11 protein-coding genes and 1 riboswitch are annotated in these 19637 nt (G+C 68.4%); of the genes, 3 read left to right on the top strand and 8 right to left on the bottom strand.

Features of this window, described 5'->3' with window-relative positions:
* Positions 1 to 77: 77 nt before the first annotated feature.
* The 6 genes from MTAB308_RS07465 to MTAB308_RS07440 form a co-directional block, all read right to left on the bottom strand.
* Positions 78 to 941 (bottom strand): endonuclease domain-containing protein, encoded by an 864-nt coding sequence (locus tag MTAB308_RS07465; RefSeq protein WP_077098829.1) that lies wholly within the window; start codon positions 939 to 941, stop codon positions 78 to 80.
* Between the two features lie 93 nt (positions 942 to 1034).
* Entirely contained in the window at positions 1035 to 4181 is a 3147-nt protein-coding gene (gene ileS, locus MTAB308_RS07460; RefSeq protein WP_077098828.1) for an isoleucine--tRNA ligase, read from the bottom strand.
* Between the two features lie 309 nt (positions 4182 to 4490).
* Complete coding sequence (locus tag MTAB308_RS07455) at positions 4491 to 4724, bottom strand: Rv1535 family protein (RefSeq protein WP_077098827.1); 234 nt, start codon at positions 4722 to 4724, stop codon at positions 4491 to 4493.
* Between the two features lie 270 nt (positions 4725 to 4994).
* Positions 4995 to 5164, bottom strand: a riboswitch (M-box (ykoK) riboswitch).
* Between the two features lie 94 nt (positions 5165 to 5258).
* A complete protein-coding gene (locus tag MTAB308_RS07450; protein WP_077098826.1) occupies positions 5259 to 5903 on the bottom strand; it encodes a TetR/AcrR family transcriptional regulator in 645 nt (214 codons plus the stop codon).
* Entirely contained in the window at positions 5900 to 7024 is a 1125-nt protein-coding gene (locus MTAB308_RS07445) for an NAD(P)H-dependent flavin oxidoreductase (protein ID WP_077098825.1), read from the bottom strand. Before MTAB308_RS07445 ends, MTAB308_RS07450 begins: the two co-directional genes overlap by 4 nt.
* A gap of 38 nt (positions 7025 to 7062) precedes the next feature.
* Positions 7063 to 7626, bottom strand: a complete 564-nt coding sequence (locus MTAB308_RS07440) for a carboxymuconolactone decarboxylase family protein (RefSeq protein WP_108637244.1) — start codon at positions 7624 to 7626, stop codon at positions 7063 to 7065.
* A gap of 788 nt (positions 7627 to 8414) precedes the next feature.
* Here MTAB308_RS07440 and pks2 point away from each other — a divergent pair.
* The 3 genes from pks2 (at position 8415) to MTAB308_RS07425 (ending at position 17524) form a co-directional block, all read left to right on the top strand.
* Entirely contained in the window at positions 8415 to 14720 is a 6306-nt protein-coding gene (gene pks2 / locus MTAB308_RS07435) for a sulfolipid-1 biosynthesis phthioceranic/hydroxyphthioceranic acid synthase (protein ID WP_077098823.1), read from the top strand.
* Between the two features lie 190 nt (positions 14721 to 14910).
* Positions 14911 to 16221, top strand: coding sequence for a condensation domain-containing protein (locus MTAB308_RS07430; protein WP_281253078.1), 1311 nt, complete (start codon positions 14911 to 14913; stop codon positions 16219 to 16221).
* 55 nt (positions 16222 to 16276) lie between these two features.
* Positions 16277 to 17524: a glycosyltransferase gene (locus MTAB308_RS07425; RefSeq protein WP_077098821.1), complete on the top strand. Its 1248-nt coding sequence runs from the start codon at positions 16277 to 16279 to the stop codon at positions 17522 to 17524.
* Positions 17525 to 17538: 14 nt separating this feature from the next.
* On the opposite strand, the gene MTAB308_RS07420 is transcribed toward MTAB308_RS07425, so the two are convergent.
* On the bottom strand, positions 17539 to 18339 hold the full coding sequence (locus MTAB308_RS07420; protein ID WP_077098974.1) for a glycosyltransferase family protein: 801 nt from the start codon (positions 18337 to 18339) through the stop codon (positions 17539 to 17541).
* A gap of 32 nt (positions 18340 to 18371) precedes the next feature.
* Positions 18372 to 19619: a glycosyltransferase gene (locus tag MTAB308_RS07415; protein ID WP_077098820.1), complete on the bottom strand. Its 1248-nt coding sequence runs from the start codon at positions 19617 to 19619 to the stop codon at positions 18372 to 18374.
* Positions 19620 to 19637 lie beyond the last annotated feature (18 nt).

Below are 19637 nucleotides of genomic sequence, written 5' to 3'. Positions count from 1 at the left end.
TTCGGAACTTTGTGCCGCGAAAGTGCAACTACCGACGCCCTCGCTCGCGAAATGGGTCGCTAGCTGCACTTTCGCGGTCAGACGGGACAGCCTGCGGCGGCCAACGCGGCGGGGATCCGGGCTATGACGACGTCCGGTCGATTACGCAACAGGTCTGCACTTACCCGGATGATGCGCCAGCCCCTGCGCTCCAGCTCGGCCGCGCGGTCGATGTCGTTGGCACGAATACGCGGATCGGTCCAGTGCTGCGCGCCGTCGTATTCGACACCGACGCGCCACTGCTCCCATCCCATGTCTATGCGGGCCAGCACGGCGCCCCATTCATTGCACACCGCGATCTGGGTCTGCGGTCTGGGCAAGCCTGCCGCGATGATCGCCAGCCTGGTCCGGGTCTCCTGGGGGGATTCCGCTCCCGCGTCGACCAGCGCGAGCACCTGTCGGAGTTGCCTCACGCCACGAGCGCCCCGGTGGACCTCGGCCAGCGGCTGGACCTCATCGACCCGAAGCCCCGTAGCCCGCGCCAACGCATCGACGGCGACGAGGGCGCGAGCCAGGCCGGGCCGCCGTCCCAAGTCGAACGCGGTGCGCGCCGGGGCCGTGACCGCCACGCCATTGACCGCGGTCACCTCTCCGGGAAACAGCGACTCGTTCCGGGTGACGATCAGCGGCGGCGGGCGCTTGCGATCGCTGATCAGCTCCGCCGGGGCCTGCGGATCGACCCACTCCGCGCCCAGCAGTGCGGCCGCGGAGTTACCGGCGACTACCGCCTTCCTCCCCGACCACAGCCACGCGGCCACCGCCCGATCTCTCGCGGTCAGGCCGCTGTCACGTCGTTGGTAGACATTCCGATCAATCCGCGTACACGACCGCCGCAGCTCACGTTCGGTGAACGTGCCTGCGTCGATCGCGTGCGTACCGACGAACGGTGTCCCCTTCCCCATGGCCGCAGACTGCCATGGGCCTCCGACATCACACGAAAGTGCAACTACCGACGCTCCCACTCGAGAAACGCGTCGCTGGTTGCACTTTCGCGGTCAGGCCTTGGCGATCGCCACCCGCACGCCGTCGCCGATATCGGCGCCGTCGGCGGGCTCGCCGAACTCGAAGCTGGTGGCGAGGATCTCCCCCGCGATCAGGTCGCGGTGCGCCTGCGCCCAGTCGGCCCGCTCGGCGGGCACCGACATCACCACGCGAATGCGGTCGGACACGTCCAGCCCGGTCGACTTGCGCAGCTCCTGCAGCTCGCGGATCCGGTCCTTGGCCCAACCCTCGGCCTCCAGCTCCGGGGTCACCGTGCCGTCGAGCACCACCAGACCCGACCCGTCGGGCAGCGCCGCGGTGTAGTCCGGGTCCGCGGCCACCAGCCGGGAGCTGTACTCGTCGGGCTGCAGCACCGCCGGGCCCGCGCTCAGGGTGCCGTCGGGGTTGACGACGCCCTCGCCGGCCTTGACCGCCTTGATGGCGGCCTGCACATCCTTGCCCAGCCGCGGTCCCGCCACCCGCGCGTTGACGGTGAGTTCGAACCGGCCGTAGGCGTCGATCGCGTCGGTGAGTTCGACGCGCTTGACGTTGAGCTCGTCGGCGATCAGGTCGACAAACGGCTCCAACCGCTGCGGATCCTCCACCGCCACGGTCAGTTTCGGCAGCGGCAGGCGCACCCGCAGCTTCTTGGCCTTGCGCAGCGACGACGCGGCCGAGCAGACTTCCCGCACCTGGTCCATCGCGGCGACCAGATCGGCATCCGCCGGTACGGCGTCCGCCTCGGGCCAGTCGGTCAGGTGCACCGAGCGCCCGAAGGTCAATCCCCGCCAGATGATCTCGGTGACCGACGGCAACAGCGGCGCGGCCAAACGAGCGGTCACCTCCAGCACGGTGTGCAGGGTGTCGATGGCCTCGGTGTCTTCCGTCCAGAACCGCGAACGCGACCGTCGCACATACCAATTCGTCAGAGCCTCGGTGAACTGGCGCAGCTGCTCGCAGGCGCCGGAGATGTCGCAGGTCTCCATCGACTCGGTGAGGTCCGCGCGCAGCTCCGCCAGCTTGGCCAGGATGTAGCGGTCCAGCACATTGGCCGAATCGGTGCGCCAAGTGCCGACTTTCGGCGCGTAGAGCGCCAGGAAACTGTAGGCGTTCCACAACGGCAGCTGCACCTGCCGCACGCCCTCGCGGATGCCCTGCTCGGTGACGATCAGGTTTCCGCCGCGCAGGATGGGCGATGCCATCAAAAACCACCGCATGGCATCGGAGCCGTCACGATCGAACACCTCGGACACGTCCGGGTAGTTGCGCAGCGACTTGCTCATCTTCTGGCCGTCGGAACCCAGCACAATCCCGTGCGCCACACACGTTTTGAACGCCGGACGGTCGAACAGCGCGGTGGCCAGCACATGCAGCGTGTAGAACCAGCCACGAGTCTGCCCGATGTACTCGACGATGAAGTCGCCCGGATAGTGCGCGTCCTCTCCCGCCGTCCCGCCGGCGAACCACTCCGCGTTCTCGAAGGGGTAATGCACCTGGGCATAGGGCATCGAGCCCGAGTCGAACCACACGTCGAGCACGTCGGGGATGCGCCGCATCGTGCTGCGACCGGTGGGGTCGTCGGGGTTGGGCCGGGTGAGCTCGTCGATGTAGGGCCGGTGCAAATTGGTGGGCCGCACCCCGAAGTCGCGCTCCAGCTCGTCCAGGCTCCCGTACACATCGATCCTCGGGTGCGCGGGGTCATCCGATTTCCACACCGGAATCGGCGTGCCCCAGTAGCGGTTTCGCGAGATCGACCAGTCGCGCGCGCCCTGCAACCACTTGCCGAACTGGCCGTCCTTGACGTGTTCGGGGTACCAGGTGATCTGTTGGTTGAGTTCCACCATGCGGTCGCGGAATTCGGTGACGGCGACGAACCACGACGACACCGCCCGGTAGATCAGCGGGTTGCGGCACCGCCAGCAGTGCGGGTAGGGGTGCTCGTAGGTCTCGTGGCGGACCAGCACCGCGCCGTTCGCGGCCGCCGGGCCGCTGCCGTTCTTCAGATCCCGGATGATGTTCGGGTTGGCGTCAAAGACGCGCTGCCCCAGGTAATCCGGGACGGTCGCGTCGAAGCGGCCCTTGGAATCCACCGGGGTGACCGGGGCGATGCCGGCCGCCTCGCAGACGGCCATGTCGTCCTCGCCGTAGGCCGGCGCCATGTGCACGATGCCGGTGCCGTCCTCGGTGGTGACGAAATCGCCGGGCAGCACCCGAAAAGCGTTGCGCGTGTCCATGAAATACGGGAAGGGCGGCAGGTAGCGCGTGCCCAACAGGTCCGCGCCCCGACACGTGCCCAGCACCTCGGGCTCTTCCCCCACCTCTCGGGCATAGGCGCCCAGCCGGGCCTCGGCCAGCACGTACCGGCGGTCCCCCACCCGTACCTGCACGTAGGTCACCTCCGGGTTCACGGCCACCGCGAGGTTCGACGGCAGGGTCCACGGCGTCGTCGTCCACACCAACAGATAGGCGCCGTCCAGCTCTCCCCCGGCCACCTTGAATCCGACGGTCAGAGCCGGGTCCTGGCGGCTCTGGTAGACGTCGTCGTCCATCCGCAATTCGTGGTTGGACAACGGGGTTTCGTCGCGCCAGCAATAGGGCAGCACCCGATAGCCTTCGTACGCCAGGCCCTTGTCCCACAGCTGCTTGAACGCCCAGATCACCGACTCCATGTAGCTGCGATCCAGCGTCTTGTAGTCGTTGTCGAAGTCGACCCAGCGCGCCTGGCGCGTGACGTACGCCCGCCACTCGTCGGTGTAGCGCAACACCGATTCGCGGCAGGCCTCGTTGAACGCGGCGATGCCCATGTCGTCGATCTGCGACTTGTCGGTGATGCCGAGTTGGCGCTCGACTTCCAACTCGGCGGGCAACCCGTGGGTGTCCCAGCCGAACCGGCGCTCGACCTTGTAGCCGCGCATGGTGCGGTAGCGCGGGACGATGTCCTTCACATACCCGGTGAGCAGGTGCCCATAGTGGGGCAACCCGTTGGCGAACGGCGGCCCGTCGTAGAAGACGTACTCCGGGGCGCCGTCGCGGCGCGCGATGCTGGCCCGGAAGGTGTCGTCGCCAGCCCAGTAGTCGAGCACCTCGACCTCGAGCGCCGGGAAGTCCGGCGCCCCGCCGGGCAGCTTGGGGTAGGCCTTGACGTCAGCGTTCTCGGTCACGATGTGTGTCGTCTCCTGTGGCCGTCCTGCTCAGGCCGGGGACGACGACGCGCACGGTGCGCGAGCGCCGCGGTACCACCCCGCTTGCCGCGCTTGCGCGCGACCGCTCGATGCGGGCTGTGACGGGCCTACCCGTTCGGTTCTACTGAGCCGTGCCGGCCGTTCTTCCGAAGGCTCCCCGGTGATCGCCGGATCGATGCCATTGCGTCGATTCTACTCAAACGCCGCACCCCAAGGGGCTACCTGGCCTCAGGAAAGACCTGCGGTCGGGTAGCCCCTTGGAGCCGCGATTGCCCACTGTCCACCTGCTCAGGCGCGGACGTCGAGCACACCAACGCGCCAGAGCGCCGCGTAGACGTGCCGTAGGCCGATACTCAGCAGGTGAGCGGCGCCGTCCACCACCGGGTCGCTGATGACAATGGTGCGGCTGTCGGCCGGGCGTGCCGCCTTCTTGGGGGCGGGGGCCGGGCTTGCGTCGCGCACCACCGTCAGCGTGCGGGCGGGCGCCAGGGTTACCACTTCGTCGTGCAGAACTGCGGTCATGATCGTCTCCTACTCGGAATCAACGAGGACTGAATGGACTGACGTGTCCCGTCCCGTAGTGGTTCCGAACCCCAGAACGCTTGGCCGCGAAGCCAATCAGCCGCGAACGTCGCGCCGGAGAACGGATCGGGACGAAACACAGTTCGGACTTCGGCCCGGACTGTCGCTGGAACTCATACGTCCCTCACCTCCTCGACGCCACGACTCGTGCGGTTGTCGCACGATCTACGCGCACCCACAAGGAGTACAGAAACCGGCGATCGCCGGAGATCCGCACCCCTCTCGTCAGAGCTTTGGCACTACACGACGTGTCCGATATTCCGGAAGCCACCTGGGCTCAACCCTTAAGCCGGGAGGAGCTGTCCTGACCCGGGGCGTCTTTGGACGTTCGGGGTCAGTGGCCTGTATTCGTGTAGACGCCTCACCTAACGAGGTGCATACGCGACCGATCATGCACGACGGGCACGACACGGTCAAACGCCCCGACGCAGTGTCACCCAATCTTTATGCGTTCATTACGCGCGCTCACAGCTTTCAGCCAGCATCGCGCGGGCGCAGGCCATCCAGCGCCAGCGCCACGACGAAATCGGCGACCTCGGCCGCGGTGACGTCGTCGTCGGTGCTCAGCCGCCGCTGCGCCAGCTGCCCGACGAGCGCCGCCAGCGTGTACGCCACCATGCGCGGCGGCGCGGCCACCACCTCGCCGCGCTCCTGCGCCGCGACGACGAAGGTTTCGATGTCGTCGACGAACCGCTCGTAGATCCCGCCGAGGTGCTTCTCGAACCGCTCGCCCATCGCGTACGGATCGCGCAGCAACAGCTTGACGGTGGCCTTGTCGGACTCGAAGAACTCCAGCGTCGCGCGAACGGCGACGCGAAGCGGCTCCTCGTGCCCGACGTCCGCCGCCGCCAGCGGAAGCGCGGCCAGGGCCGCACCGACATGCTCGCGCAGCGCGCCCTCCTCGGCGGCCATCAACGCATGGAACAGCTCGTCCTTGGAGTCGAAGTACCAATAGACCGAGCCGTACGCCAGACCGGCCCGCTTGGCGATGTCGGCGATCGTCGTGGCGTGAAAACCCTTGCGCGCGAAGACTTCTTTGGCGGCCGCCATGATCTGGTCGCGCCGCTGCGACTTGTCCTCGTCACTGACCGCGCGGCGCCGCCGGGTCGCGCTGGTCACGTATCGACCAGGCCGTCGAGCCGACCGATCGTGTCGATGAACTCCTCCACCATGTCGAGCACCACCGAGCGCACCGGGCGGACCTTGTCGAGCGAGCCGACCACCTGGCCGACGAAGTAGGTCGCCAGCTCGCGCGCCTCGGCGCCCGGGTGGGTGGCCGCCTGGTTGATGCGCACCTGCGCGCCGGTCACCAGCGCGGTCTGCAGCGGCATGCCGAGGGGATCCGGAGTGTCCGGGCGGGCCCACTCGTCGGTCCAGGCGGTGCGCAGCATCCGGGCCGGCTTGCCGGTCATCGACCGGGACCGCACGGTGTCCGAGGAGCTGGCCGCCAAGAACTTCTCCTTGACGACGGGGACCGTCTCGGCCTCTTCGGTGGTCAGCCACACCGATCCGCACCACACCCCCTCCGCGCCCAGCGCCAGTGCCGCGGCAACCTGGCGACCGCGGGCGATGCCGCCGGCGGCCAGAACGGGAACCGGCGACACGGCATCCACCACCTCGGGTACCAGGACCATGGTCGCCACCTCGCCGGTGTGGCCGCCGGCCTCGGTGCCCTGCGCGACGATCAGATCGACACCCGCGGCCGCGTGCCGCCGGGCGTGCTGGGTGGTGCCGGCCAGCGCGGCCACCAGGACGTCGTGTTGGTGAGCGCGCTCGACGAGGTCGGCGGGGGGCGGCCCGAGCGCGCTGGCGATCAGCCGAATGTTGTGGGCGAAGGCCACGTCCAGCAGCGGCTCGTAACCCTTGGGCGAGATGTTGAGGCCGCCGGAGGACGCCTTGGGCTCGTCGGTGGGCGCCGCGACGCCGTAGCGGGCCAGGATGTCCTCCACGAATGCGCGGTGCTCCTCGGGAAGCAGCTCCCTGGTTTGTTTGGCGTCGATCCCGCCCTGCTCGGCGCCGACGTATTTCGGCGGTAACAGCAGGTCCACGCCGTACGGCCGGCCGCCCGTCTGCTCCTCGATCCAGGTCAGCTCGTTCTCCAGACGCTGCGGACTGTGCGCGACGGCGCCGAGGACTCCGAATCCTCCCGCGTTGGTCACCGCGGCCACCACGTCGCGGCAATGGCTGAAGGCGCAGATCGGAAACTCAACGCCGAGCATCTCGGCGACCCTGGTTCGCATCGCCCGACGTTATGAGTTACTGACTGATAAGTCAATCGTTACGGTGACCGGCCGTCCGGGGGCCAGCTGGACACGCCCTCTTCCAACGGAACCTGGAGGCTGTGCAGGATCGACGCGACCATTCGCCACGCGCCGATAGCGGTGACAAGCTCTATGAGAACCGTTGTGTCACCGTGCAATTCGCGCGAGCACGCGGCCCAACTGTCGGCGCTTACCGCGCCGTCGCGCACCACGTCATCGGTGGCCGCCAGCACCGCGCGCTCGGTGGGCCCGAAGCCGTCGTACCCCTGCCACTCGCGCACGCCGACCATGTCGTCGGGGCTCACGCCCAGTCCCGATGCGACCCTGAAGTGCTGTGTCCACTCGTAATCGCACGCGGTGAGCCAGCCGATCCGCATGATGACCAGCTCCCGCAACCGCGGGTCGAGGGCGCCGTGCCAAAGCATGGTGGCGAGCAGGTCGTTGAGGGCGCGCGCCAGCGTCGGATGGTTCAGCAACACCTGGAAGATGCTGAGCTCGGCCATGTAGTCGGGCACTGCGGCCTCGTCGGCGGCGGCCTTTGCCTCGTCAACCGGCAGTCGAGGGACCCGGGCTCGCCCGATGGGTGGGGTCATCGCGTGAACACTCCGTGTACTAGTGAGACACCTCACATATATCGGCCATCGTAGCCAGCGGTCCGGTCAGGGGCGGGCCCAAGGTGCCGGCGAAAAGCCCGCAGCGCCAAGGCCGAAAACCAGCCCGACCCTCCACAACCGGCACCGCTCGCCCGCCATATCGCCACACGGCACGAATCGGCGGCCTATTTATCGGCACTTAACTTGCAATCTTAAAGATTTCAGCGATTTCCCTGCGGGGCTTCCCAATAACCCCTACCATGGCGGGATTAGGCGTCACCGATGCAGCGCATCGGCGCGTCCAATTTGGTTGCTGCGGAGCCCGCCCTGGGTCGGGCCTGTTCGTGCTACCCCCGCCGCGGCGCCGGTCGACAACGCCCGTGGTCACGTCCGCCACCCGGCACGCCACGTCGCCGGAGCAGTTGCGGCACAGCGCCTCTGACAGCGACCCGAGTCCAGCGCGACGCCCGATAATCGTGCGAAAAGTATGTGACCACCCTGTGACCCAAGCCGCCTGTCAGCGACGATGCTTCGCGCGTTGTTAAATTTTTGTACGTTCGCACGATTTTTCCACGCGGTGGGGGCCGAGCCGCTACGCTGCTGATCGCGCCACGTTGTTACGGCGGGCTTCGATAGCGGGGGTCGGTGGGTTGTTTGTGGGTTGCTCGCGGAGTTAGTCGCTCGCGCAAAAAAATTCGGCGAGATTTCTCGAAGTTGAGATATGAGCGAGCAGCAGTGATAGGAACTTGTGGATAGGCAAGGAGAGGTGAAGGACAGTGGATAAGGCAGTCGTGACTCCGGTCGCCGTCATCGGGATGGCGTGCCGGCTGCCGGGGGGCATCAACTCCCCTGACCTCTTTTGGGAAGCGTTGCTGCGCGGTGAGGACTTTGTCAAGGAAATCCCCGGCGAACGCTGGGATGTCGACTACTACTACGACCCCGAGCCGGGCGTGCCGGGCCGGTCCGTCTGCAAGTGGGGCTCCTTCCTGGACAACGTGGGCGACTTCGACCCCGAGTTCTTCGGCATCACCGAAAAAGAAGCCACGGCCATGGACCCCCAGCACCGGTTGCTCATGGAAACCGCGTGGGAGGCCATGGAACACGCCGGCCTCACCAAGGACACCATCGCCGGGGAAACGGGCGTTTTCGTCGGATTGAACTACGGCGACTACCAATTCGTGCACGCCGCCACCGACGCCTTCGACGGACCCTACGGAAACCCCGGCACCATCTCCTGCATGGCGTCCGGGCGGATCTCCTACGCGCTCGGCCTGCACGGCCCCGCGGTCACGATCGACACCGCCTGCTCGTCCGGCCTGTTCGCGATCCACCAGGCCTGCCGCAGCCTGAACGACGGCGAGAGCAAGCTCGCGTTCGCCGGCGGCGTCAACGTGATGATGGAGCCGCGCCGGTCCGCCTCCGCATCGGCGGGGGGGATGCTGTCGGGCACCGGGCACTGCTACGCGTTCGACGCCAAGGCCGACGGCTTCGTCTCCGGCGAGGGCTGCGTGGTGCTGCTGCTCAAGCGCCTCACGGACGCGCAGCGCGACGGCGACCGGATCCTCGGTGTGATCCGCGGCACGGCCGCCAACCAGGACGGCCACACCATGAACATCGCGATGCCCTCGGGCGAGGCGCAGGCCGCGGTGTACCGCGCCGCGCTCGCGGCGTCGGGCGTGGACGCCGGCACGGTCGGCATGGTCGAGGCGCACGGCACGGGAACCCCCGTCGGCGACCCGATCGAATACGGCAGCCTCGCCGAGGTCTACGGCATCGGCAACCCGTGCGTGCTGGGCGCCTCGAAGACCAACTTCGGGCACCTGCAGGCAGCCGCCGGCGCGCTTGGGGTGATGAAGGCGATCCTGTCCGTCCAGCACGGGGTGGTCCCCAAGAACCTGCACTTCGAAGCCCTGCCCGACGAGATGGCCCGGATCGACACCGGACTGTTTGTGCCGCAAGAGAATACGCCCTGGCCGCTGAGCGGCGGGCAACCCCGACGCGCGGCGGTGTCGGCGTACGGCATCTCCGGCACCAACGTGCACGCGATCGTCGAGGAGGCCCCCGAGCCCCTGTCCCGCAACGGCGCCGCAACCAGGCCGAGCCGCGGCGGCACGCTGCTGTTCCCGCTGTCTGCCACCTCGGCCGACGGGCTGCGCGAAACCGCCGCACGGCTTGCCGACTGGGTCGAGGCGCACGCGGCGGAGGTGCCGGCGCCGGACCTCGCCTACACCCTCGCCCGCCGGCGTGGACACCGCTCCGTGCGGACCACCGTGCTGGCCGGCGACACCCCGGAGCTGGTGACGGCTCTGCGCGAGGTCGCCAGCGGTGACGCCCTGTTCCAGGAAGTCGTGGGCCAGGAGGAGCGCGGTCCGGTTTGGGTGTTCTCCGGACAGGGTTCGCAGTGGGCGACCATGGGCACCGACCTGCTGGCCAAGGAGCCCGCATTCGCGGCGGCCATCGCCGAAATCGAGCCGCTGATCGCCCACGAGTCCGGCTTCTCGGTGACCGAGGCGCTGACCGCACCCGAGAAGGTGACGGGCATCGACCGCGTGCAGCCCACGATCTTCGCCATGCAGGTCGCCCTGGCGACCACGATGAAGTCCTACGGGGTCCGACCCGGTGCCGTCATCGGCCACTCGATGGGCGAGTCCGCCGCGGCCGTCGTCGCCGGAGCGCTGGCGCTCGAGGATGGGGTGCGCGTCATCTGCCGGCGCTCGCGACTGATGACCAATATCGCCGGTTCGGGCGCGATGGCCTCGGTGGAACTGCCTGCGCAGCAAGTGCTTTCGGAGCTGATGGCGCGCGGCGTCAACGACGCCGTGGTCGCCGTGGTGGCCTCCCCGCAGTCCACCGTCATCGGCGGCGCGACGGACACGGTTCGCGAGTTGGTGGCGGTGTGGGAGCAGCGCGAGGTGATGGCCCGCGAGGTGGCCGTCGACGTGGCGTCGCACTCGCCGCAGGTCGACCCGATCCTCGACGAGCTGTACGACGTGCTCGCCGAGATCGAGCCGTTGACCCCGGAGATCCCGTACTACTCGGCCACCTCGTTCGACCCGCGCGAGGAGCCCTACTGCGACGCCAACTACTGGGTGGACAACCTGCGCCACACGGTGCGGTTCTCCGCGGCCGTGCAGGCGGCACTGGAAGACGGCTACCGGGTGTTCGGCGAGTTGTCGCCGCACCCGCTGCTGACCCACGCGGTCGACCAGACCGCCCGCAGCCTGGACATGACGGTGGCCGCGCTCGCCGCGATGCGGCGCGACCAGCCGCTGCCCCACGGGATGCTCGGGTTGCTGGGCGACCTGTACGCCACGGGCGCCACGGTCGACTTCTCCGTGCTCTACCCCGGCGGCCACCTGGTGGACGCCCCGCTGGCCGCGTGGACGCACCGCTCGCTGCTGTTGAGCCGCGAGGGTCACAGCTCCCGCGCGCTGGCTTCCAGCGTCGCGGTGCACCCGCTGATGGGACAGCACGTGCGCCTGCCCGAGGAGCCGGAACGCCACGTCTGGCAGGCCGAGATCGGCACCGCGTCGCTGCCGTGGCTGGCCGACCACCAGGTCCATGGCACGGCGACGCTGCCGGGCGCGGCCTACTGCGAGATGGCGCTGGCCGCGGCCCGCACCGTCTTCGGTGACGCATCCGCGGTACGCGACGTCCGCTTCGAGCAGATGCTGATGCTCGACGAGGAGACGCAGATCAGCCTCACCGCGACCGCGGAGGCGCCCGGCGCGCTGACCTTCGCGGTGGAGACCAACGAGGACGGCGTGCAGGCACGGCGGGCCTCCGCGGTGCTGGTGGACGTCGACGACTCGGGCGATGCGGCACGGCCCGCCGCGGTGGACATCGAGGGGCTGCTGGCCGCGCACCCAAGCCGCCTGGAGGGCGGCGACCTTCGCGACGCGATGGACCTGTGCGGCATTCAGTACGGCCCCGCCTTCACCGGCCTGGCCGCCGCCCACACCGCCGAGGGCACCGGCACCACGGTGCTCGCCGAGATCGGGCTGCCCAGCGTGATCCGGACGCAACAAACGAACTACGGCGTGCATCCCGCGCTGCTCGACGCGTGCTTCCAGTCGGTCGCCGCGCACCCGAGCGTCGCCAACGCCAGCCTGGGCGGCCTGCTCTTGCCGCTGGGCGTTCGCGAGCTGCGGGTCCACACGTCCGTGAGCTCGGCGCGCTACTGCTACTCGCGGGTGACCGCGGCCACGGGCGGGTCCGTCGAGGCCGACCTGGACATCCTCGACAAGCACGGCGCCGTGCTGCTGACGGTGCGCGGGCTGCAGATGGGCACGGGCGTGTCGCCGAGCGGCGAGCGGGCCCGGGTGATGGCCGAGCGGTTGCTGACCGTCGAATGGCAGCAGCGGCAGCTGCCCGAGGTGCCCGCTACCGAGACCGGCGCCTGGCTGCTGATCAGCACCTCCGACGCCGCAGACCTCGTGGCGACGGCTTTCACCGACGCGATGAAGCTGCACGAGGCGGATTGCACCACGCTGTCCTGGCCGTCGGGGGCCGATCACGCGGCGATCGCCGAGCGGCTGCGCGGTGAGGTCGAAAAGGGCGGCTATGCCGGCGTGGTGGTGCTCACCGAGCCGAAGAACGGCAACCCGGACGACGAAAGCGCCGTGCGCGGCGGTGAATACGTCCACCACCTGGTCCGCATCGCCCGCGAGCTCCCGGAGCTGCAGGGCGAGTCGCCGCGGTTGTTCGTGGTGACCCGCAACGCCCAGAAGGTGTTGTCGGAGGACGTCCCGAACCTCGACCAGGGCGGGGTGCGCGGGCTGCTGCGGGTGATCGGCTCTGAGCACCCGCACCTGCACACCACCCACATCGACGTCGACGAGCAGACCAGCGCCGAGCAGGTGGTGCGCCAGCTGCTGACGACGGGTCCCGGAGAGGACGAGACGGCCTGGCGCAACGACGAGTGGTACATCGCGCGCCTGTGCCCCACTCCCCTGCGTCCGGAAGAGCGGCAAACCACCATCGCGGATCACGAGAGCGACGGGATGCGGATGCAGATCCGCACGCCGGGTGACCTGCAGACGATGGAGTTCGCGGCCTTCGACCGGGTTCCGCCGGGCCCCGGCCAGATCGAGGTCGCGGTCACCGCGTCGAGCATCAACTTCGCCGATGTGCTGAACGCGTTCGGCCGCTACCAGAGCCTGGACAACATCCTGCCCGCGCTCGGCACCGACTTCGCCGGTGTGGTCACGGCCGTGGGACCCGACGTCACCAACCACAAGGTCGGCGACCACGTCGGTGGCATGTCGCCCAACGGCTGCTGGGCCACGTTCGTCACCTGTGACGCGCGCCTGGCCACGACGCTGCCGGACGGGCTCACCGACGCGCAGGCGGCCGCGGTCACCACCGCGCACGCCACCGCGTGGTACGGCCTGAACGACCTGGCCCGCATCAAGGCCGGTGACAAGGTGCTGATCCACTCCGGAACCGGTGGTGTGGGGCAGGCGGCGATCGCCATCGCCCGCGCCGCGGGTGCCGAGATCTTCGCCACTGCCGGCAGCGAGGCGCGCCGACAGCTGTTGCGCGACATGGGAATCGAGCACGTCTACGACTCGCGGACCGTCGACTTCGCGGACCAGATCCGTCGCGACACCGACGGCTACGGCGTGGACATCGTGCTCAACTCGGTCACGGGCGCCGCGCAGCTCGCCGGAATCAAACTGCTGGCGCTGGGCGGGCGGTTCGTCGAGATCGGCAAGCGCGACATCTACGGGGACACCAAGCTGGGCCTCTTCCCGTTCCGTCGCAACCTCGCGTTCTGGGGCGTCGACCTGGGCCTGATGTCCGTCAGCCACCCGCAGCAGGTCAGCGAGATCCTCAGCAACGTCTACCGGCTGACGGCCGAGGGCGTGCTGCCGATGCCCGAGAGCACGCACTACCCGCTCGCCGAGGCGGCCACCGCGATTCGCGTGATGAGCGCGGCCGAGCACACCGGCAAGCTCATCCTCGACATCCCGCAGGCCGGCCGCAGCAGCGTGGTGCTGCCCCCGGAGCAGGCGCCGGTCTTCCGTAAGGACGGCTCCTACATCATCACCGGCGGCCTCGGTGGCCTGGGCCTGTTCCTGGCCGAGAAGATGGCCGCGGCGGGCGCGGGCCGGATCGTGCTGACCTCCCGCTCCGAGCCTTCGCAGAAGGCGCTTGAAACGATCGAGCTCGTCCGGGCGATAGGTTCTGACGTGATCGTGGAGTGCGGTGACATCGCCCAGGCCGACGTCGCGCAGCGGCTGGTGGCCACCGCGACGGCAACCGGGCTCCCGTTGCGGGGCGTGCTGCACGCGGCCGCGGTGGTCGAGGACGCCACCTTGACCAACATCACCGACGAGTTGATCGACCGGGACTGGGCACCCAAGGTGTACGGCGCGTGGAACCTGCACGAGGCCACCGCTGGCCAGTCTCAGAAAGCGGACCTGGACTGGTTCTGCCTGTTCTCCTCGGCGGCCGCACTGCTGGGCTCGCCGGGGCAGGGCGCCTACGCCGCGGCCAACAGCTGGCTGGACGCCTTTACCCACTGGCGACGCGCCCAGGGCCTGCCGGCCACGGCGATCGCGTGGGGCGCCTGGGGCGAGATCGGCCGCGGTGCGGACTTCGCGGAAGGCAGTGGCGCAGCGATCGCTCCCGACGAGGGTGCCTACGCGTTCGAGGCACTGCTGCGGCACGACCGCGCGTACACGGGCTACAGCCCGCTGATCGGGACACCGTGGATCGCGTCCTTCGCGGAACGCAGCAAGTTCCTCGAGATGTTCAAGTCCGCGGGCGAAAAGCGTTCGGGTTCAAGCAAACTGCGCGCCGAGCTGGCCGACCTGCCGCTCGACGAGTGGCCGACCCGGCTGCGGCGTCTGCTCTCCGAGCAGATCGGTCTGATCCTGCGTCGCAACATCGATGTGGACCACCCGCTTTCCGAGTACGGCCTGGACTCACTGGGCAATCTCGAATTGCGGACTCACATCGAGGCCCAGACGGGGGTGCGCATTACCTCTGCCGACATCACCACGGTGCGGGGTTTGGCGGATCACCTGTTCCACAAGCTGGCGCCCCAGGAGGAAAACGCTGCGGCGCCCGCGTGAGAGAGGTCCTACGTCAAAGTCGACTGCACTGCTAGGCCGGTACTAAAGGAGGGAAAACGTGTTCATAGGTGGAGGCTCTGAGCACGACAGCCTGCGAGTTGGCAACGCCTACGACTGGAACCCGGAACCGGGACCCGTCGTAACGTGGGAACCTACGCCCGGCTGCGCTGCGAAGGCTCGGCAGGCACCAGTGAGCCCGGTGCCGCCCAGCTCCATGCAGGCGGGTCACCTTCGGGGCTTCGTGGAGTTCCGCGATCGCGGCCTCGACTACTCGCGGGCGGTCATGGGTTCCTGGGAGGTGCCCGGCCGGTGCGACATTCGCGCGATGACGTACGTCATCAACGCGCATCTGCGCCGCCACGCGACCTACCACAGCTGGTTCGACTACTCCGACGACAACATCGTCCGGCACACCCTGAAGAATCCGCGCGACATCCAGTTCGTCGCGAAGGAATATGGCGTACTGACCCAGCAGCAATGGCGCGACCACGTGCTGGCAACGCCCGACCCGCTGCAGTGGGACTGCTTCAGGTTCGGCATCATCCAATACGAGGACCGCTTCGCGCTGTACGCGGTCGTCGACCACCTGCACTGCGACCCGATGTTGATCGCCGGGCTGTACGTCGAGATCGTGATGAACTACAACGCCCTGCTCGAGGGCAAGGCACCGGTTACGCTGCCCCCGGCCGCCAGCTATGACGACTTCTGCATGCGCGAGCACGCCTGCGTGTCGGGGATGACGCTGGAGTCCCCGGAGGTGAAGAAGTGGATCGAGTTCGCCGAAGCCAACGGCGGAACCCTGCCCGACTTCCCCCTGCCGCTGGGTGACCAATCGATCCCGTGCGGCGGGGACACCCACGTCGAGCGGCTGCTGGGCCCGGAGCAAACGGCTCAGTTCGAGGCCCTCTGCCAGCAGGCGGGCGCCCGGTTCAGCGGCGGCCTGTTCGCCTGCGCGGCCCTGGCTCAATACGAATTGACCGGCGCCGAAACGTATTACGGGCTCACGCCGACCGACAAGCGGAAGAGCCCGGCGGACTTCATGACGGTGGGCTGGTTCACCGGCGTGGTGCCGTTCACGGTTCCGGTCGACCCGAACTCGTTCGAGGAGACCGCACGCGCGGCGCAGGCCTCGTTCGACGCGAACATGGACCTGGCCAACGTGCCGTTCGACAAGGTGCTGGAACTGGCACCCTGGCTGCGCCGCCACGGGCCCCAGTTCACCATGATGAGCTACATGGACGCCGGCCTTCCTCCCCTGTCGGCCATCGTCGCCACCGCCCTGGACGGCGTGAACGCGACCGCGTTCACCGATGGCCGCAGCCCGGCGTACATGTACTCGACGGTGTTCCGGTTGTTCGATGAGGTCTCCATCATGGTGTCCTACCCGAACAACCCGGTCGCCCGGGAGTCCGTCACGCGCTACACGGAGGCCATGAAGTCGGTCTTCGAGCGGGTCGTCGCGGGCAAGCTGGCCGCCGTTCCGGTTCGCGTAGCCAGGTAGGCTCCAAAGCGCTTCATCCCCGGGCGGGGATGAAGCGAAAGGCTGAGCTCCGTCGATGAAGTTTGTTCTGGCGGCCCACGGGACCCGCGGCGATATCGAGCCCGGCGCCACGGTAGGTGCGGAACTGCGGCGCCGAGGACACGACGTCCGAATGGCGGTGCCGCCCAACCTGGTTGACTTCGTCGAGGCCGCCGGCGTGCCCGCCGTTTCCTACGGACCGGACACGCGAGAACAGGTCGTGGCCGTCGCGGATTTCACCCACAACGCCTTCAAGGTGCAGAATCCGGTCAACTTCATGCGCGACCTCAAGGAGCTTTTCGTCGAGGGCTGGGCCGAGATGAGCCGCACCCTCACCTCGCTGGCCGACGGGGCCGACCTGTTGGTGACGGGCCAGACCTACCACGGGGTGGTGGCCAATGTCGCGGAGTACTACGACATTCCGGTCGCGGGGCTGCATCACTTCCCGGTGCGGGTCAACGGTCAGCTCGGCGTTCCGTTTCTCCCGTCCCCGGCTCCCGCGGTCCGCGCGACTTTGACGGCGGGCTGGTGGCTGTATACGCACATCACCAAGGCGAACGAGGACGCGCAACGCCGGGAACTGGGCCTGCCCGCCACGGCGGTTTCCGCGTGGCGGCGGATGGCCGAGAACGGAACGCTCGAGCTGCAGGCCTACGACCAGGCTTTGTTCCCCGGTCTTGCCGCGGAATGGAACGGCAGGCGCCCCTTCGTGGGTTCCCTCACGCTCGAACTGGGGGCCGACACCGACGACGAGGTCGCGTCCTGGATCGCCGCGGGAAAACCGCCGATCTACTTCGGTTTCGGCAGCACGCCGGTTCAGTCCCCCGCCGAGACGGTGGCGATGATCGCCGACGCCTGCGCCGAGCTCGGCGAACGCGCCTTGATCTATTCCGGCGCCGAGGGTACGCACACCGCTTCCCGTTCCGACGTGAAGCTGGTCGGGCACGTCAACTACTCCACGATCCTGCCAACCTGCCGCGCGGCCGTCCACCACGGCGGCGCCGGCACGACGGCCGCCAGCCTGCGGGCCGGGCTACCGACGTTGATCCTGTGGGACGTGGCCGACCAGTTCATCTGGGCGACTCAGGTCAAACGCCTCAAAGTCGGCTCCGCAAAACGCCTTTCGCGCATCTCCCGGAAATCGTTGGTCAGGCAACTAAGCAAGATCCTGGCGCCGGACTACGTGGCCCGGGCCCGCGAGATCGCCCCGAAGATGACCAAGCCCGCCGTCGGCGTCGCCACCGCCGCCGACCTGTTGGAGCAGAGGGTCCGCGTCGGCGTCTGAATTCGTCCCCGGGACTAGGGTTGTCGGCTGGCGGCCGCGTCGTGCTGGACGAGCGGGAAGGACTTGTACCATTTGCGGTGGTGCGCCGCCCCCATCTCGCGCAGGATTCCCATGGCAGCGAGCCAGCCGTGCGTTCTGCGCAAGCCTTGAATCATCGCCCAGCTGGAGCCCCAGTGATATTTGCGGCTGCCGAAGTGGGCGTTCGCCGTCCTGCGCCCGAAATGGTTGACGTAGGCCATCTCCGTTGTGTACAAACCGAATCCGGCCTTGCGCGCCCGCAGGGCGAGGTCGAGATCGAGCCCCCAGCCGTAACGCCCGAAGGTATCCAGGTCCATTCCGCCGACGGCGTCCCAGCACTCCCGGGACATCACCAGCGCCGTCCCCTCGATCGCGGGCACCACCCGATATTGGGGCCGAGGAACGTAGGTTGCGGCGTCCGGTATGTCGCCGGCCACCGCGTAGGGGAATCCGATGTTGAACATCGGCCCCACCATGCCGACGTCCGCGGGCAGGCGCGGGTCGAGCAGGGCGGCGACGAATCCCCGCGAGAGGCGGGTGTCGTTGTTGAGCGTCATCGCGTGGGAGTAACCCTCCGCGAACGCCGTTCGGAATCCGAGTTCGCTGCCGCCGGCCCAACCGAGATTGTTACCGGGTGCGATGACCCGTTCCTCGCCGATCTTGGGGTAGTCGCCGCGATTGTCGACGATCAGATAGTCGGCACCCTCCCGCTCCAAATCGGCTAACAGCGCGTGTGTGTACTCGTGCTGCCCGTAAACCGGCACGGTGATCAGTAGCGACACAACCGGAGCGTACACCGGCTCGCCCGGCACCGACGGCCGTTCCGGCATCAGCCAAAACCTTCGCGGCGGGCCGCTTTTTCCAGCAGATCGGCGGCGGTGGCGACGCTCTCGGCCGGCTTGGTCATCCGTGCCGCGATCTCGCATGCCCGGCCGGCACACGCCGGCGCGAGCACCGACCGGAGGTCGCCGGCCAGCGTTTTGCGATTCGTGCCGGAGAATCGGCGGGCCGAGCCGACTTTCAGCTGCTTGATCTGGGCCGCCCAGATCGGCTGATCGGAGGTGATCCAGAGAATCAAAGCCGGGACGCCGGCCCGCAACCCGGCGGCGGTGGTGCCCGAGCCGCCGTGGTGGACGACGGCACGGCAGGTCGGAAAGATCGCGGCGTGATTCACCGCCGTCACAACCTTCACGTGGTCGAAATCGGGGACGCCGGTGCCGGGTGCCCGTGAGCAGATCAGTGCCCGTTCGCCCAGGTCGGCGCATGCCCCGCCGATCATCGTGACGAGATCCTTGAGGGACCCGACGGGCATGCTGCCGAACCCGAAGTAGATCGGCGGCGTCCCGGCGGCAATCCACGACACGACCTCATCGTCGGCGTCGGTGGGCCACTCCATGGTCAGCGCGCCGACGAAGGGCCGTCGAGCGCCCCACTCCGCGGACAACCCGGGGAAGCACAGCCCGTCGTAGGCCTGGATCTCCAGCGCGTTGCGCTCGGACATCCGTTGCGGCGCAGGGCAAGTGGCGCTCGGCAGTCCTAGCTCCCGGCGCTGCGCGTCCTCGGCGCTCCTGGTGAACCGCCAGTACATCCAGTCGAGGGTCTTCATCGTCGAGCGCACCAACGGCGCGGGCAGGCGCGCCGGGAACGCGATGTGACCGTTGGGCCGCATCGGGTAGAAATGCAATGCGGCCAACGGAATGTCGTGGTACTCCGCGACGTTGGCGGCGATTTCCTGGTAGAGCTGGCCCGTCAGCAGCAGGTCGACCCCGTCCGCAAGCGGCCTGAGCGCGGCGCCCAGTTCGTCGAACCCCGCCCTGACGGGCTCCATGGCCTCGCGCGCCAACTTGACCGGATTGGTGAACTTCCACGAGTTGTGCAGGAAATCCTCGTCGAGCTGCTGCTGAGAATCCCGCTGCCCGTAGGCCACCGCGGACAGCCCGGCCGATTCCACGAAGCCGATCAGGTTGGGCGGCACCGCAACCCGGACATCATGACCGCGGCGCTGCAGCTCGCGGCCGACCGCCGCGAGGGGCTCGATGTCGCCGCGAGTTCCGTAGCTTGCCAAGGCAAACTTCATGGGGAGAGTGCAGCCTTT

This window comes from Mycobacterium terramassiliense (assembly GCF_900157385.1).
GTDB lineage: Bacteria > Actinomycetota > Actinomycetes > Mycobacteriales > Mycobacteriaceae > Mycobacterium > Mycobacterium terramassiliense.
Note: the sequence above shows the minus strand (reverse complement) of the source record. Positions and strands in the feature narration are given on the sequence as shown.

Excerpts from the sequence above, each read along its gene's own strand:
- MTAB308_RS07415 (WP_077098820.1), bottom strand. The coding sequence starts at position 19,619 with ATGAAGTTTGCCTTGGCAAGCTACGGAACTCGCGGCGACATCGAGCCC.
- MTAB308_RS07465 (WP_077098829.1), bottom strand. The coding sequence starts at position 941 with ATGGGGAAGGGGACACCGTTCGTCGGTACGCACGCGATCGACGCAGGC.
- MTAB308_RS07445 (WP_077098825.1), bottom strand. The coding sequence starts at position 7,024 with ATGCGAACCAGGGTCGCCGAGATGCTCGGCGTTGAGTTTCCGATCTGC.
- MTAB308_RS07425 (WP_077098821.1), top strand. The coding sequence starts at position 16,277 with ATGAAGTTTGTTCTGGCGGCCCACGGGACCCGCGGCGATATCGAGCCC.
- MTAB308_RS07455 (WP_077098827.1), bottom strand. The coding sequence starts at position 4,724 with ATGACCGCAGTTCTGCACGACGAAGTGGTAACCCTGGCGCCCGCCCGC.